Here is a 15,590-nt window from a genome sequence, read left to right as displayed (position 1 = left end):
TCGGAGATTTTGCCCCCATGCCTTTCAAATCGCTCGATGAACTGCGCGCCGCCTGCCTCGACCTGCCCAATGGCAGCGACGCCGCGGCCAATGCCGTCGCCCACCGCCAGGACACCCTGACCAAGCCGCAAGGCAGCCTCGGCCGGCTGGAGGCGATAGCCGCCTGGCTGGCGCGCTGGCAGGGCCGCGACATGCCAAAACTCGACCGCGTCAAGGTCTTCGTCTTCGCCGGCAATCACGGCGTCACCGCACAGGGCGTGTCGGCCTTCCCCTCGGAAGTCACCGTGCAGATGGTGGCGAATTTCGCCGGCGGCGGCGCCGCCATCAACCAGCTTGCCCGCATTGCCGGTGCCGAACTCGACGTCATCCCGCTCGACCTCGACCGTCCGACCGGCGATTTCACCCAAGGACCCGCAATGAATGACGAGGCCTTCCTCGCCGCTGTCTCCGCGGGCTACGACGCGGTCAGCAAGGATCTCGACCTCGTCTGCTTCGGTGAAATGGGCATCGGCAACACCACCCCGGCGGCGGCCATCTCAACCGCGCTGTTCGGCGGCGGCGCGGAAAGATGGACCGGGCGCGGCACCGGCGTCGATGATGCCGGCCTTGTGCGCAAGATCGTCGCCATCGAGGCCGGCCTCAAGCGCCACGCCGAGGCTCTCACTGATCCCCTGCAGATCGCAGCCACGCTTGGCGGGCGCGAACTCGCCGCCATCTTCGGCGCAACGCTCGCCGCTCGCCGTCTTGGTGTGCCGGTGCTGCTCGACGGCTTCGTCTGCACCGCCGCCGCCGCACCCCTGGCGAAACTGCACCCGGCAGGCCTCGCCCACACACTCGCTGCCCACGTCTCCGCCGAATCCGGCCATCGCCGCCTGCTCGAAGCGCTCGGCCTGCCGCCGCTGCTTGATCTCGGCATGCGGCTCGGCGAAGGCTCCGGCGCCTGCCTCGCCGTCAACATTGTTCGTTCAGCGCTCGAATGCCACGCCCGCATGGCAAGCTTTGCTGAGGCTGGTGTTTCGGAGACGTAAACGCTCGCAAAGTTTGGGCTGCGTCGATGAACGAACCCTCGCAACATTTCGGAAACCCCAAACAGGGGCTTCGCGATATTCTTGCTCGGATTATCGAAGATTTCGACAGCAAGAGCGGAGCTTTTGCTGGGTTGAAATACAATTCGCCGTGGATACTGGCCACGGCGGATTGGGCAGAGCGATCCGGCCATACGGTCGAAGAACTGTGCGAGATGATTTCTCAATGGCGAATTTCAATTTTTTCCGGCGAGCAGACAAATCCGAAAATCGTTCAGATTTTCGAAGATCTTCGCAGCGCTGCGGAGGAGTGGAGAACCGAGACGGACTATGTCGATCCGCCTACTCCCTATAACCCTGAAGAGGCAAAATTCCCTAATCGCAAGGAGCTGAAAGCCCATACCCTTAAGGCTTGGAGTTCTTTGGGGCTATCGACGCAATGGCATCAATACGATGCCCGAGACCTTAGTTTTAGCGGAATCTTCGAAGACAAATTTGGTCATGATATTAGATTCTCGATGACTTTCAAGCTAGCATACGGTGGCCCCGTAAGATTGTTCTTCCAATTTCCTTACTATTCGGAAGGCGATCCGAGACATCTAGACCTCTTTATGCTTTCAGGCTGGTTTGTCTGTCAGGACCTCCGTTTGCCCGAAGCACCCGACCTTAAATGGACCGTCGGTAAAAGCAGGACAAACTTCGATGCCGTCGACGGCGTCTTGGCCATAGTGCGGGCGATCCTCAGCTGTCTGCGGCCAACTATCCAATAGCGGTTGCATAAATGCGGCCACCCGACAGCGGCGAAACATCCCGCTTTCTAGGTCTTTCCACCAATTTTCTGAAAAATTTGGTGGGTGCGCACAGGATTGAACTGTGGACCCGCTGATTAAGAGAAGACGAGCGCGCCAGCAAAATCAAGAACTTAGCTTTGCGGCCTGTGAGCTTTTGCGGAAAAATCAGCGGGTTCTCTCATGTGGTCAGGCGCGGGATCTCGGCCGGTCCTCGGACAGCTTTTCCAGTCGCTCGCCGAGTTCGTCGATCGCCTTGACCAGGCGCGCCTCCATGTCGCGCAGCGCGGCGTAGCCGGCATAGTTCTTGGCCACCTCGAGCTTGAACTCGGCCAGCTCGTGCGCGCTCTTGCCGCGAATGTCCTCGATGCGGTCCTGGATGATCTTCAGGCTGCCCTGCATGGCGGCGCCGGCAAGTGCGGCGTTGTTGTGCCCGGCCTCGATCGCCTTCTCGTTGCGCGCGTTTGCCGTCTCGAGCGCCGTGACCCGCCAGCGCAGCGTCACCCAGGCGACGACGCCGGCGGCCATCATCATGGCAATGGTGATGATGCCGGTGATGTTGATGGTCCAGTCGACGGTCATTTCCAGCAGCCCTGCGCGACGCCATAGCGCCTGGTCGAAACAACCCATCGCGAAAGGGGCTGTTCCTCGGCCGCCAGGCGGACGGGATTATTGGCCTTGGGCGGCGGCGTCCAGCCCGCGCAGTTGCTCGCATTCGTCGCGCAGCCCGCCAAGCTCGATGCACAGATCAACACGGCCAAGAGCGTTCGTGTCATTGTCGATCCCCGTTCGTTTTTCGTAAGCCGCCACCGTGTCCTGCAATTGCTCAAAACGGCCGGCGGCGCGGCCGCTGGAATAGGCCCATGCGTAGAGGCTGCCGAGCAGCCCGCCGGCGAGCAGAAGCGCTCCCAGCGCCTTCCCTGCCGGCGACAGGGCCAATTTCAGCAGCGTGGAGATCATTGACCGATCTCGCTCTTCAGGTCGCGCACCGCCTGCGCCAGCTGGGCGCGGCGGGTGATGCCGTAGATCGCAAACGCCACGATGATGGCGACGATCGCCAGCTGCACCCGCCAGTCGAGATTGCCAAAGGCGGCGAAGGGCGCGCCGATCGCCGTGAGCAGCCATGTCCAGAACGTCTTCGACCTGGTCACCGGCTTGTGCAGCTCGCCCGGATCGGCGACGACCGGCTTTTCGACCACGACCGGCGCCGGCGGCTTGGGTTCGGGCTTCGGCGCCGGCGGCGTGTTGATCGCGTCCCATGCCTCGAGCGCAATCGCTGCCCACTGGTTGCGGCTGGAATAGTGCGGCGTGCCGGCGCGCTCATAAGCGCGTTCGAAGGCCTTGACCTTCGCCTCGAGCCCCTTGGCCGCGCGCACGGCGGGGATCACCGCTTTGTATTCGCCCTTCAGCTCGAAGATGTGGAAGCCGTAATTGGCGTCGTCGCCGGCCGGGTTGAGCCCGTTCTTCTTGCACCAGGCCATGTAGGCGCGCCGGCGCGGCCCGGTCCACTGATACCAGCCAAAGCCGCCCTGCGAGCCGGCGACGGTCGGCTTCTGCTCCTGGAGCAGCGTGAAGCCTGCGGACTCCTGGCCGAGATTGCCGAGATCCGCCGCGGCGTCCATCGGTGTCCATGACGGGATGTCGCGCAACAACCTGGCCATGATGACCGGCGACTTCGAACGAAACAGGTCCTGCGCCTTGCCCTTTGCCATGTGTTTCTCGCCTCCGCGTTGGATGCGGAAACGTAAGCGGCGGCGGGACGTGTTGCGTTTTAGGACGGATAGCCGGCCCTTGTTAGGCCCGGCGGGCTGCGAGAACGCCCTTGTTGCTGTTCATGCGCGTCTTAAGCGGCCACAGGAGCGGCGCCAGCGCCAAGGCCACAAGATGGCCGAACGGCATGTTCTTCGGCAGCAGATAGACCTTGATGTAGCGATAGAGCGGCCAGGAAAGCTCGTTGCGTTCCGACAGCAGCTCCACCGTGAAGCCGCTTCGGTCCATAAGCAGGGTCAGCGACTTCGACGTATAGTTCTGCAGGTGAAGCACGGAGGTTCGGCTTGGTTGCCAGGCTCGACCAATCCTATTCAGGATCGGGAGCTTTTGGAACAAATGCATCATGCGATCGATCTTCGTCACGACTGGCGTGTGGATGTAGATCACGCCACCGGGGCGAAGCGCGCGGAACGAAGCTTGGACAGTCGATAGTGGGCTAGGCACGTGTTCCATCACGTCCATCATCGTCACCACGTCAAACTCACCCGAGGGGATCGTGCTATAGTCGAAGTCGCGGAAAACCCGCGCCTCGATACCCTCAATTTCTGGCGCGTCACTTCCGGGGATCTCATGCAGGGCCAGATTAACAAAGCCCTTATCGCGCAGCGCCCTGAGAAATTCTCCGGAGCCGCCGCCGATGTCCAGAATGTGCGCGGTCAGCGGGACACGGCTTGCAAGATCATCAGCGGCAGAATCGAACTTCTTGCGGTTCTGCTTGATGATTTCGGCGTAGTAAGCCTTTTCGTCGATCGTTGCATAAGCTAAAGCTAAATCATCGTTCGTGACTGTGTTGCCAATAAAAACGCTCCCGCAATCGCCGCATCGGCGATGGCTAACTTCCGGTATTCTGCTGGCACGATTGACCGTCGTGCAGAGATTTACGGTATTCAGAGAAGAACAGACCCGACAAGCACCCATGGCCGGCATTTACAACGTTCGCCAAATAGCGGTCAAGGGGCTTAAATCGGCAGCTAAAGAAAAAAGCTGTTCTTAACTTCGGAACATTCCGACCGAAAAAGTGACGCTGGCGCCTGCTCCCGGCTCTGCTTCTAAAAGACCTTGGATGACTGCGGTCCCTCGGGTTACGAGCAAGCAGTTATACGCACCGGCCGGCGGCGTGCCAGTCTTGGCGATGGCGCATGGCTTACCGGAAGCGCGCCATGCGGTATCCGGCTCGGCGGTCAGTGCTGCTGCAAAGATTTTCGCATCGGCCGTTGCAGTATGCACGCCTGTGCCGGCGGTGGTCGTGGCAATAGCGGCGCCGCCAGGGGTCAACGAAACCTCAAACGAGTCTGTCGCCAGGCCGGCAGCCAGAACGTAGTAGCTTGTCCCGGCAACCAGGCCTGCCGGAAGCCCGCCCGTCGTGGTGAAAACCACATGGCGCCCGGCAGTGAGGCCGTGCGCTACCCATGAGATCACCGCCGGCGTGCCGTTGCTGATTGTCACCGCACTGGTGGCGCTGGCGCCGCTGGCAACCATAACCGCGCCGAGGTTCTCGCCCTTGATCCCGCTCGACCCAATGCTCTTGACCTTGCTTAGCGAGCCGCGATCGTTTTTGTAGAGGAGGGCATTTGCGGCGTCATTCCACTGCTCGGAGGCATTGGAATTCCAAAGCTTCCGGATGCCAACCTCTTCCTCAACATCAAGCTTGGCATTGTAGGGGGTGGTGTAGACCGTTGATCCGGTGGCGGAAATGCCGGCCCGGTACTCGACCTGGTTCAGTCTCACCTGCTTATCGACGGTAGCGCCAATGCGAACGTTGCCAGTAAACCGGCTGTCCTGGATCAGGGTCGAATAGTCGCCTTGGTAGTTTATCACGACGACATCTTCCAAGCCGGAGGCGTGTCCGGAACGATGATCGATGCCTTGCAGGATCGAAGCGCCGCCGGCCGTGGTGGTCGACGGCATGTTGATGAGGCGGATATCCTCAGATTTCCAGTGAGGAACCATCAGGGATGCGGTGGCGTTCGAGAGATCGATCGCCCAATCAATGGCGCGGGTGGATACCATGCCGCCGGCTATGTGAAGATCTCCACCAAGAATGCGGAAATGGTTCTTGTGAGGAGTGTAGACGCCTCCACCAAAGAAGGTAAACGGGTCGAAATAGAAGCCAATCGCCGTCAGGATTTCAGCGTTCTGCGCGTTGAGAATGACGCCGCGCGCAGTGCCGAAACTCGCCCGATGTGTGCCTGTTCCGGTATCTGCCGTCGTGATTGGGTTCGCACCGTCGCTTGTTGTGGAGAGGGCAAACTGATCGACTGAAAATCCCGAGGTGGCGATATAGTACGTGCGGCCGGCCGTGTATGCCGCGGGCAGCGCGCCGCCAACGTTGGTTAGAACGACCGGGTCGCCAATGGCCTTGCCATGCCCGATCCACGAGATAATGCCAGGGGCAGCAGCCGTGATCGGCACTTGCTTGGTGTTGACGCTGTCGATTGCGGCGCCGCCCCAGAAGCTAAGCTGTACGGCGGTGATGTGCTGAAACTGGCCGTTTCGCGAGACCGCGACATCATCCGCGCCAAGGATCAGACCGGCCCGGCGATAACCCCGGAAATTGAGGTCCCTCAAGTACGGCATCTGGATCGACTCGCCGGCCCCTGCGTCGAGATGCAGGCCGGTGTCGGCAAGATGATTGCAGTCGAAGGTGATGCCCTCGATCTTTGGGGCATGACAGATGGTCGGGACGCGAACCATCTTGCCGCCGGCCACTCCCGTCCACACAAGGCGCGTGCCCCTGAATGCCGCGGTCGAGTGTTGCGCGCCTCTGCCGATGAGACCGGATTGTGCCTGCGCAAACGTCAAGGTGGAGCTGAAGTTGTAATAGCCGCCGGTTCGATCCGGGGAGTAGTCGGAGAGATCGACTGGATAGCCTATGGCAATCGCCGCGACAAGCGCAGCCGTGCTGTCGTTGGCCTGCTTCCCGGCGCCGGTATCCCAATCGCGCGGCGATGGAAACTTGTCTGAAAGGATGCCTTGGACCGACCTAACAACTGAGCCGGCGCCATGCCAGTTTAGCAGGACGGCGCCGCCGCTGGCGAATTGGGCGGCATTGGCTTCGGAGACGGCGGCGGCGGCGGCGCTTCCGGCGGATGCGTCGGCACTGCCGGCGGCGCCAGCGGCGCTGGCGGCGGCATCGGCTGCCCGGGCGGCCGCAATGACGGCTTGCGCCAGTGCCTGCGCCGTCGAGCCAAGGATTGAGGTGACATTCTCGCCGGAGCTGACCAGATTGCCGGCGTCGTCGGTTTGCATGAGCTCGCCGGCGGCCCCGGCTGTGATCTGGCCTCCGGCGGAGCCGTAGGGAGATTTCCAGCCGCGGGCGATATCGCGCCTGTGCTCTTGGGCAATGATGGTCAGCGCGTCGAGATCCGCGTTCATCTTGGCAGAGGCGAATTTCTGACTGCCGATAAAATCAGACAGCCGCTGTTCGGGCAGCGCACCGACCAGCTGGTAGACGTCGCCAGCCAGACTGGCGACCGCCAGTGTCAGCGTGCCGCCAGTGTCGTCACCGATGCCGCCCGGGAAAGAAAAATCGACGCCGAGCACCAGGTCGGCCGAAGCGCCGGCGCGGACCAGCGTGACGGCCAGGCCGGCCTCGAGCGTCAGCTCGAAATCATAGGCCAGCACCGTAGTGCCGGCGCCGGGCGAAAGCGATACAAAGCGAGGGGTGGGTGTCAGCGCTGTCATGGGCGCGAAGCCTAAGCGCGACCGGCACGTGTTGCGTTTTAGGGGAAAGAGCGCCGCCGACGCGAAGGCCGGGCGCCGGCGGCTAGATGCACATGGCCGGTGACAGGCGGCGATGCACCGTCTGAAGCTAGTCGTGGCAGACGGGCGTTGCGGTTTAACCAGGGGAGAGTTTGCCCGGTGCCCAAAAATAGTCCTGGCCGTAATTGCGTTGCCAGTATTGCTGCTGGCGCTTGAACGCCTTGTTGGCTTCCGGGTCGGCGAGGAACTGCAGCTGGTCGAGAACGGTGCGCTCGAAGGCGAGCTTCAGATACCAGATATTGCCGCCGGGGATGTTGCCGCGGGCGAACTTGACAAGCTCGCGGCCGAAATGCGTCTTCTCGCCGCTGGCCAGTTGGATGACATTGCCCGCGGTCAGGTTCCAGAAATCATTAGCGCGGTCGATCAGCGGCCCGCCGAGCGTCGTCGACAGGCCGCCGCCAAAGCGGTTGACGTTGGCAAACAGGAAATCGCCGTAGATGCCGAGGCCGCCACCCTGCAGCAGCGAAGCGCCCCAGAACTCCAGGCTGCGCGGATCTCGCGGTTCGCGGCCGGCCGCCATCTGCTTGAGCTGCAGGCCGACCGCGCCGAACAGCGTCGTCGACAACAGCAGGGATCCGGCATAGGCGGCGCCCGACGCGTATTCGCCGCCGGCGATCATGCCGTGCCAGCGCATGCCGTGCAGCAGCACAAACACCGCGCCGAACGACTTGAACTGAAAGACTGAGCGCGCCAGCTCGCCGGCGAGCGTGCCGGGCTGGTTTTCCGAAAGCGCCACGGTGCGGCTGCGGTGGCTGCCGTTCGGCACCGCATATTCGGTTTCGGCCTGGATCATCTCGAGATAGCGCTCGGCCAGCCGCGGATCGATGCGCTCGGCGATCTCGGCCGGGCGCAGCATATGGCCGTCGAAGATCTCGGCCTGGCGCATCAGATCCCACTGCCGGTCGGTAAAACCCCATCGGCGGAAGGTGCGCTGCAGCCCGTCGGGCATGTCGGCAAGTGCTGCGCCGACATGGTTGGCCGCCTCGACCTGGAACGCCAGGCCGAAGGCGTGCTTGGCGGCCTGCGTCCAGGGCGTCAGCCCGGACAGCGTCAGTACGCGATCGGCGAGGTAGCTCGCCCATTCCGGCCCGCCGAGCGTGCCGACATAGCGTGCCTGGGCGTGGAAGACATGGACGGCGGCGTCGAGGATCAGGCCGGCCTGCACCGCCTGGCGCTCGGTATAGGTCGAAAAGCCCTTGACGATGTCGGTCACGGCATTGCTCGCCGGCAGGCCGGCAAAGCGCCGGGCGATGATCGAAGTGCCGACGTCGGACACCGACGACAATGCCGCCGAGCCGAGCACGCTCGAGGTGATCAGCGAGCGGGCGGCGGCAAAGGCGTTCGCCCATTTCGAGCTGACCGGCGTCTCGAGCGCGCCGCGGATCGATCCCCATACAGCGTCGATGCGTTTTTGCGCGCCGCGCGCCTTGTCCAGGGCATTGGTCGCCCTGGCGCCGCCGAGCCGGCCGGGCTTCCCGGCGGCGATGTTCTCGGCCTCCTTCATGATCGCCTGTTTCATCCACTCGATCGAGCCGGACGGGTTCGGGCCAAGGATCTCCATGGCGGCGATGTCGCGGGTCATCATGTTGATGTGGCCCATCATCGCCGAAAAAATGTCGCCGCCGCCGCCGAAATCCTTCTGGTATTGCAGCCAGCTCTCCGGATCCTTGAATACCAGGAAGCGGTGCTCGGCGCGCTGGTTGGCGAGAGCGCCGCGGCCGGCGGCCTGGCGCAGCGGCTCGCGCTTTTCCCAGCCCTCGGTCGCGACATTGTGCCAGACCTCGTCGAGGATGCCGTCGAGCTCGGCCTCCGCGACCATCTTGCCTGTCAGCGGATGGCGCATGCGCTTGACGTCGAGCAGCGGCGTGATCGCCTCTTTCCAGACTTTCAGCGTTGCCTTGCGCAGGGCGCGCGGATCGTGCCACTGCGGCAGGCCCCAATTGTCGAGCTCGCCGATGGCGCCGCCGGCGGCGTTGAAACGCTGGCGCAGCCATTCGTGGGTTTCCTTCCACGCCTTCGCCAGGCCGGCGGCCGCCGCGTCGCCGGTGTCGACGCCGAAGGCCTCGCGCAGCACGTTGGTCAGATCGGCGGCGTTCTTGCGGATCTTGTCGCCGGCCAGCCTCGAGCGGCGGAAATGGTGCAGCATCGCCTCCATCTTGGCATGCGCCATGCCGAGAATGGCCTTGTGGCGGCCGGCGACGCTGGAAAACTTGGCGCTGCCGAAATGCTCGAGCTTGTCGATCGCCGCCGCGGCAATGTCGGCCTTGCCGGCCGGCGTGCGGTGGCTGCGAATATCGGCGTCGAGCTGCTGGACGTTCTTCAGTGCCAGCTTCGCCTTGCGGCGCTTGTGCGCCGTCTCGGCCGACAGGCTTTCGTAGAGATCCTTCTTGGCCTGCGCGGCGGCAAGAGACGGATCGGTATTGGCGTGGCTGGCGCGAAAACGGTCGAAGTCGCGCTTCAGCCGCTCGGCATCCCGTTTCTTCAGCTCGCCGCCATCGACGGCGGTGGCCAGGCAATCCTCGAAGCTCATGCGCGGCAAGCCTTCACAATGGTGGCGAGGTCCTCGCCGGCCTTGATGTCATCCATGTACTCGGCCAGCGAGACGACGCGGCCGTCATCGCTGGGAATGCCGAGCTCGGCAAACTGCTTGATCTCGGCCGGGCTGATCTCGAGCTCGGGATCGACCTTGCCGGGATCGGGAAAGAAACCGGGCTGCGGCTCCGATCCCCGGCCAGCACTGGCTGCCTCGAGCTCGGCATCCGACCAGCCGGGCGGGATATCGCCACGTTCAATCTGCCGAAGCTGTTTGGCCTCGGCAGCCGTCGTTTCGAAATTGAACGTGAAACCCTGTTTGATGCCCTGGTCTGGATAGTCGGGATTGACCAGCCGTGGGTCATCGGCCGGCAAATCAAGGTAGTGCAGAGGTTGGTCCGAGCGATAGCCGGAAGCATAGGTTCGGTTGGTGCTCACCCATCGGCCAGTTTCGCCATGGCTGATCGCCTGCCCGCTGTGATAAACGCGAACCATCCCTTTCGGGACCGGCCGCTCCTGCAAAGGATGTGTGCGGCCAATGTCCTCGGCATGGGTCAGAACGCGCTCGAGCGCGTCGAACGGCTCCATGCCCTCGTCGATCGCCAGCTTGGCGGCCTGGCGGATGATGGCGTCGTCGACGCCAGGTCCGGCATGGGCGGCGATCTCGGCGACGGTGCGCTCGAGGCCGGCGCGCTGCGCCTCGAAGTTGGCGGCAGCCGGCGTGCCGGCATGCTCACGCGAAAACACCGGCTGGCCGCGCAGCTCGCCATCGATGGCGTCGAGAAGATCGGCCACCGTCGTCGTTTGCGTCTCGCCGGCGCGGCCGATATAGCCGGCTTCCTCGGCCGCCTCTCGGGCGCTGTCCAGCGAAACGCGCCTGTCGGGCTTGCCGCGCGCCTTGCGATCCTTCGACAGCGCCTCGGCGCCGATCGCCTTCAGCTCGCCGGAATGGTCGAGCACGCCGCCACGCGCCTGCAGGAACTCGACCAGCGATTGCGGTCGCGAAGCGTCGGCCGGCGCTGCGCCGGCGATATCGTTGACGACGCGCGCCACCTGCGCCTGGTCGACCTTGAACGCCGCCGGTTCGCCGCTGTCGATCGCCTTGTACGCGGCGCTGACATTGAGATCGTGGATTTCCGGATCCGCCGAGCGCGGCCGACTGGCGTCGAGATGGTCCAGCTGCTCGGCCTGGTCGAGCGCGCCGCGCGCCTCGGCCGGCAGCGCCTCGCGGATTTCCGGCAGCGTCTCGCGCGCCGCCGCGACGTCGCCCTGCATCGCCCGGCGCACCGGCTCGGCGATCCGCGCGTCGTCGGCAGCAATCGCGCCCGCTGTTTCGAGCGCCCGGCCAGACAGTTTGCCGGCGAGCCCCGACGCTGCGCCGGCGACGGCGCCAAAGGCGCCGCCGAACGCCGCCGCGAAACCGGCGTTCTTCAGCGCCGCCTCGATGCCGTTGTCGAGCCCAGCCTGCTTGCGCCAGGCCTGCACCATCGGCTGCATGGCGAGCTCCGACGCGCCGTTGATCAGCGCCTCGGTGGCGGCGGTCTTGATGATCTGGCCAGTGATGGTGCGCGCCGCCCCGCCGCCGCCACCGACCAGCATCGACAGCACATTGATCGGATCGCGCATGGAACCGGAAAGGCCGCCGCCGAGCGCGCCGACCCATTTGACAGCACCGCCGCGCGACGCCATCAGCGTGGCCAGGCGCTGGTCGCTTTCCCGCGCAATGCGGATCGCGTCGCCCTCGATCGACCGGTTGAGCCTGGCGGCAACATTCTGGTCGGGGATCCGCGCGGCCGCCTCCGCGACCTTGGCCTGCCAATTGGAAAGGGCAACGTCGCCGCGTTCCTCGCTGCGCCAGCCGGCCGTGCCGGTGCGCTGCCGGCCGAACGGCAAGTCCAGCTTGACGCCGGTGTCGCGGAACACCTCGTCGTTGCGCTCCGAAATCGCCCGGTCGAGCGCCCACTGGCTGGCCAGCGTGTTGTCGACATAAAGCATGTTCTCACGCGCCGCGGCGTAGATCTCGCCAAGCGTGCCGGTGCCGCCGGCAAAGGTATCGCCGATCGACGATCGCGGCTTTTCGAAAACGAAGCTCATCGCCAGTTCGACCGGCCGGGCGTCCAGGCCCCGCCCATGCGCGTTGCCTGCGTGCGTTTCAGCATGCCGAGATCCAGCTCGAAATAGCCGCCGGTTGCCGATGGCACATAACGCGGGTCACCGCCGGCGACGTCGCCGAGCGCAATGCGGTAGCGGCCCTGGCCGGTCATCACGAGCTGGCCCTGGCGCAGATCCTGCGGCCGGATCGGTACGCCGTTGGCGCTGCCGATCGAGTGCTGGAACATCAGATCGTCGTTCGACAGGTTCGCCATCATCGCCTGCAGGCTGTCGGCCGCCAGGTCGGGCGGCGCTACCGTCTCCAGGCCGTTGACGGTAGTGATGCCGCCATATTTTACGCCATCGCGGGTAGTGGCGCCGAGCACCTCGTCGAGCGCTTGCGTGTACAGCGTGCGCGCCGGGCTACCTTCGGTGTCGAACTGGTCCATGTCCACACCCCTCGCCAGGGCGCGGGCTTCGAACAGCGTCGCCGCCGTTTCCATGGCGCCGTTAAGCGTGCCGGGCAGCACGATCAGCGCGGCACCGAGCTCGGCCGACGCCGCCGTCTGCAGCTTGGCGGCAGTCGGCAGCGGGCTTTTGTAGCCGGGCTGGTTGCGGCGGTCCAAAACCTCGGCCACCTCGACGGCAACGCGCTGGCTGCCCGTCGCGTTAGTGAGGCCGGCGACATGGGCAAGCAGCGGCGCATCCTTGGATATCTCGGCCAGCGCCTGCGGCGTCGCCGATCCAAGCCCGGCCGACAGCGAGGAAACGATCGACGGCAGCGCCAGCGGCGTCTGCTTCAGCATCTTCTTCAGCCCGTCTGTCTCGGCCGCGGTAAAATATTTCGGCTCGATGCCGTAGTGCTTGGCGATCGCGCCGGCGTCGGCGACGCGCTCGGTCAGCGTAGCGGCAAGCTTTGCGCCGTCGCTGAAGTCGAGCGGTTCGACCGTGGCGACGCCTGCGCGGTTGGCCCACGCCAGCGGATCGTCGGCCAGGCCCTTCTTCATCTCATCGCGCAGGCCCTCCATGACGTCCAGCGTCGTCAGCGCCGCCTCGCTGGCGCCGTCCTTCTGGATCTTGCCCTGCAGTGCCGCGATCTGCGCGTCGATTATCTCTGGCCTCGAGGCGACATGCGCCTTTTGCCAGTCGGCCAGGCCGTCCATGAAATCGAGATTGGCGGTCAGCTGCGCGTCGCCGGTCTTGGCGACCTCGTTTTTAAGGAACTGGCGATCGCCGTCCGAAACGGGATAACCCTTTTTGAGGTAGTCGAGCCGGCTCTTGACGGCCGTCTCGAGTGCCGTCGTGCGCTTGTTGGCCGCCACCTGGTCGGCCTGGACGCCGCGGACCAGCTCGCCGTTGATGCTGTCATAGGTCTTGGCGTCGAGTTGGGCCGACATGCCGTCGCCCGACTGCCAGTCCTGCTGGAATTTCTGGGCGTAGGCGGCGCGGGCTTCCGGCGTTTTCTGCGCCTCGAAGCCGCCGAGCACGCGCGCCGACATGACGCCGGAAACCGCGTCGGATCTCAGTCGCGATTTCTGCAGCGGCGTCAACGGCGAGGCGTCGATCGACGACGTCAGCGAGCCGAGCTCGCCGGCGATCGCCGCGTCGGCCGCCGGGTCGATCCCCGCCCTGGCGGCCAGCCGATAGGCCGAATTGGTGCGCGCGGCGATGTTTTCCTCGAAGGCGGCAAGGTTGGCGCTTTCGAGGTTTGAATTGAACTTGTTGACCGCCTCGCGCTGGAGCGCGAATTTCTGCCTGGAAAAGCTCTGGTCGATGAGGGCGGCCGCTTCCGGCTGAAGGTCCTTGACATAGCCGGCGCGCAGCGCGTCGAGCGCCTGCGACAGGCCGCCGGGATCGCCGTCATGCTGCAGGGAAATGGCATCCATCTGCTCGCGCATGGCCGTATCGAGGCGGTTCAGATGGATGTCGAGTGCGGCGTTGTTGTAGGCGTCGCCGCGAATGGTGCCGGCCGCCATCTGCGGTACGGCGCCGGCGGCGCCGGTCAAGGTGACGGTGATGCCGGAGGCCGGCTTAGCCGCGCCAGCGCCACCGTAGAACTGCGCCTGGCTGTCGTGCAGCTGCTTGGCGTAGGCCGTCGCATCGGCGGGATTGTCGAATTTGCCGAGATGATTGCCGGTCTTGCGGTAAAGCTCGATCGCCGCCTTGTTGTCCAGGATCTTGCCGTCCGGCGAAACGGTCGGGATCAGGATTTCCTTGCCGTCTTCCTCGAATGAAATCGAGCGCACCGTGCTGATGCTGCCGTCGTCGTTCTTGACCACTGGACGCTTGGCCAGGTCGATGTTGCCGGCTTCGATCAGGCCTTTTGCCTTCCCCGCCGGCGCCGCGGTCGAGGCTGTCGCGACCGGGTCGGCGGCCGCCGCACCGGAAAGCCCAAGTTTCTGAAAGGCCAACGCATTGGCCAGCCTGGTGCCTTCCCCGCCTTTGTTCGAAGGCGAGCCGTAGGCGATGTAGGTCTTCAGAGCGCGGTTGGCGTCGGTGATGCTGCCCGCCGCCATGAATTCCGGGCCGCCGCGATGGTGCTGCAGCTCCTGGACGTAGAAATCCATCTGGACGTCGGCGTCGGTCGCCGGGCGTCCCTTGTTTCGCGCGAATGCCTCGAGCGCGGTGCGGCGCTCCAGCCGCCACTGCGTCAGGCCGATCGCGCCTTCGCCCGGGTTGATCGCGGCGGCGTTGAACTCGCTTTCCTGTTTCCAGTTGCCGAGCGTCGCATAGGCTTGCGCATCGTTGAGGCCGCGTGCTTTCAACCCCTTGAACAGGTACTGCGCCGACACGCGGCTTTTCGACACGTCCGGCATCGCGCCTGGCGGCGGCATGGGCGTCGTCGCCGGCGACGTGCCGTCGAAGGCAAAATCGACGCCAGGCATGGTCACTTGCATCGCAGCCGCTGCACCGGCGGCGGCGCCCTCGCGCTTCGCCGCCTTGTCGGCGGCCTGGCCGAGCTGGCCGGCGAGCTGGCCGGAAATCGCCGAGACCCTGGCCAGCATGTCGGCAGCGCCGGTGTCGGTTGAAACCTCGAGGTTGCCCCGGCGCGGCGCCTGCGCGTTAAAGCGTGCGATCTCCGCCATCAACCGCGCTCCGCCACGTCCATGCCGAATTTGGCGATGCCCGCGCCGGCCTCGAACAGGCTGCCGATGCCGGCGGCCCTGCCGCGCATCGCCGCCATGCGCGCCGCCCGCTGCCGCGCCAGCGAGCGCGACAGCATCTCGTTGGCGTTGATCGACAGTTCGGTTTCGGCGTCCTTTGTGGCCTGGCGCTTGGCGACGCCGACCGAGACCGATCCGAGATCGACGCCGCCGCCGGCGAAAGCGACGGCCTGGTTGCCAAGCGTCTTGGCGAGTTCCGCCTTAAGCGCAGCGCTGGTTTCGCGGCCCTGGATGAATTCATCCTTGGCGGCAAATTTCTGCTGCAGCGCCTCGCTCTCGCCCTGCGCCTGGGCCGCAGCGCCGCTGCCGATCGCCGTCAGGGCCGAAAAGACCGTGCCGGCGCCCTGCATCAGGGTCAGCGCCGTCGAACCGACAGTCGCGGCGCCGGCGGCTGCGGTCGCGCCGGTGCCGCCGATGCCCAATGCCGTCATCAGGGGGCCGATGACCATCATATGCGT

11 protein-coding genes are annotated in these 15,590 nt (G+C 64.8%); 2 read left to right on the top strand and 9 right to left on the bottom strand.

From position 1 onward, the window contains the following. Window positions 1–17 precede the first annotated feature (17 nt). Complete coding sequence (gene cobT / locus NKH05_RS15730; RefSeq protein WP_023720766.1) at window positions 18–1,028, top strand: nicotinate-nucleotide--dimethylbenzimidazole phosphoribosyltransferase; 1,011 nt, start codon at window positions 18–20, stop codon at window positions 1,026–1,028. A gap of 26 nt (window positions 1,029–1,054) precedes the next feature. Next, entirely contained in the window at window positions 1,055–1,795 is a 741-nt protein-coding gene (locus tag NKH05_RS15725; RefSeq protein ID WP_023720767.1) for a hypothetical protein, read from the top strand. Between the two features lie 207 nt (window positions 1,796–2,002). On the opposite strand, the gene NKH05_RS15720 is transcribed toward NKH05_RS15725, so the two are convergent. The 9 genes from NKH05_RS15720 to NKH05_RS15680 form a co-directional block, all read right to left on the bottom strand. Beyond that, window positions 2,003–2,395 (bottom strand): hypothetical protein, encoded by a 393-nt coding sequence (locus tag NKH05_RS15720; protein ID WP_353025728.1) that lies wholly within the window; start codon window positions 2,393–2,395, stop codon window positions 2,003–2,005. A gap of 87 nt (window positions 2,396–2,482) precedes the next feature. Then, the gene (locus NKH05_RS15715; protein ID WP_353025726.1) at window positions 2,483–2,773 is read right to left on the bottom strand and encodes a hypothetical protein; all 291 of its coding nucleotides are present in this window, start codon (window positions 2,771–2,773) and stop codon (window positions 2,483–2,485) included. Further along, complete coding sequence (locus NKH05_RS15710; protein ID WP_353025724.1) at window positions 2,770–3,525, bottom strand: phage tail tip lysozyme; 756 nt, start codon at window positions 3,523–3,525, stop codon at window positions 2,770–2,772. The genes NKH05_RS15715 and NKH05_RS15710 overlap by 4 nt, the downstream gene beginning before the upstream one ends. An 82-nt stretch (window positions 3,526–3,607) precedes the next feature. Continuing rightward, complete coding sequence (locus tag NKH05_RS15705) at window positions 3,608–4,510, bottom strand: class I SAM-dependent methyltransferase (RefSeq protein ID WP_353025722.1); 903 nt, start codon at window positions 4,508–4,510, stop codon at window positions 3,608–3,610. A 63-nt stretch (window positions 4,511–4,573) separates the two neighbouring features. Beyond that, window positions 4,574–7,267, bottom strand: a complete 2,694-nt coding sequence (locus NKH05_RS15700; RefSeq protein WP_353025720.1) for a hypothetical protein — start codon at window positions 7,265–7,267, stop codon at window positions 4,574–4,576. A gap of 154 nt (window positions 7,268–7,421) precedes the next feature. After that, on the bottom strand, window positions 7,422–9,875 hold the full coding sequence (locus tag NKH05_RS15695; protein ID WP_353025718.1) for a hypothetical protein: 2,454 nt from the start codon (window positions 9,873–9,875) through the stop codon (window positions 7,422–7,424). Next, window positions 9,872–11,971: a hypothetical protein gene (locus NKH05_RS15690; RefSeq protein WP_353025716.1), complete on the bottom strand. Its 2,100-nt coding sequence runs from the start codon at window positions 11,969–11,971 to the stop codon at window positions 9,872–9,874. Before NKH05_RS15690 ends, NKH05_RS15695 begins: the two co-directional genes overlap by 4 nt. Then, a complete protein-coding gene (locus tag NKH05_RS15685; RefSeq protein WP_353025714.1) occupies window positions 11,968–15,054 on the bottom strand; it encodes a phage tail tip lysozyme in 3,087 nt (1,028 codons plus the stop codon). The genes NKH05_RS15690 and NKH05_RS15685 overlap by 4 nt, the downstream gene beginning before the upstream one ends. Continuing rightward, window positions 15,054–15,584: a hypothetical protein gene (locus NKH05_RS15680; protein ID WP_353025712.1), complete on the bottom strand. Its 531-nt coding sequence runs from the start codon at window positions 15,582–15,584 to the stop codon at window positions 15,054–15,056. The genes NKH05_RS15685 and NKH05_RS15680 overlap by 1 nt, the downstream gene beginning before the upstream one ends. Between the last annotated feature and the right edge of the window lie 6 nt (window positions 15,585–15,590).

Source organism: Mesorhizobium sp. M1399 (assembly GCF_040317735.1).
Lineage (GTDB): Bacteria > Pseudomonadota > Alphaproteobacteria > Rhizobiales > Rhizobiaceae > Mesorhizobium.
The sequence above is the reverse complement of the archived record's forward strand: the minus strand, read 5'-3'. Positions and strand labels throughout refer to the sequence as shown.

Excerpts from the sequence above, each read along its gene's own strand:
- NKH05_RS15715 (WP_353025726.1), bottom strand. The coding sequence starts at position 2,773 with ATGATCTCCACGCTGCTGAAATTGGCCCTGTCGCCGGCAGGGAAGGCG.
- NKH05_RS15680 (WP_353025712.1), bottom strand. The coding sequence starts at position 15,584 with ATGATGGTCATCGGCCCCCTGATGACGGCATTGGGCATCGGCGGCACC.
- cobT (WP_023720766.1), top strand. The coding sequence starts at position 18 with ATGCCTTTCAAATCGCTCGATGAACTGCGCGCCGCCTGCCTCGACCTG.
- NKH05_RS15720 (WP_353025728.1), bottom strand. The coding sequence starts at position 2,395 with ATGACCGTCGACTGGACCATCAACATCACCGGCATCATCACCATTGCC.
- NKH05_RS15700 (WP_353025720.1), bottom strand. The coding sequence starts at position 7,267 with ATGACAGCGCTGACACCCACCCCTCGCTTTGTATCGCTTTCGCCCGGC.
- NKH05_RS15725 (WP_023720767.1), top strand. The coding sequence starts at position 1,055 with ATGAACGAACCCTCGCAACATTTCGGAAACCCCAAACAGGGGCTTCGC.
- NKH05_RS15705 (WP_353025722.1), bottom strand. The coding sequence starts at position 4,510 with ATGCCGGCCATGGGTGCTTGTCGGGTCTGTTCTTCTCTGAATACCGTA.
- NKH05_RS15685 (WP_353025714.1), bottom strand. The coding sequence starts at position 15,054 with ATGGCGGAGATCGCACGCTTTAACGCGCAGGCGCCGCGCCGGGGCAAC.
- NKH05_RS15710 (WP_353025724.1), bottom strand. The coding sequence starts at position 3,525 with ATGGCAAAGGGCAAGGCGCAGGACCTGTTTCGTTCGAAGTCGCCGGTC.
- NKH05_RS15690 (WP_353025716.1), bottom strand. The coding sequence starts at position 11,971 with ATGAGCTTCGTTTTCGAAAAGCCGCGATCGTCGATCGGCGATACCTTT.
- NKH05_RS15695 (WP_353025718.1), bottom strand. The coding sequence starts at position 9,875 with ATGAGCTTCGAGGATTGCCTGGCCACCGCCGTCGATGGCGGCGAGCTG.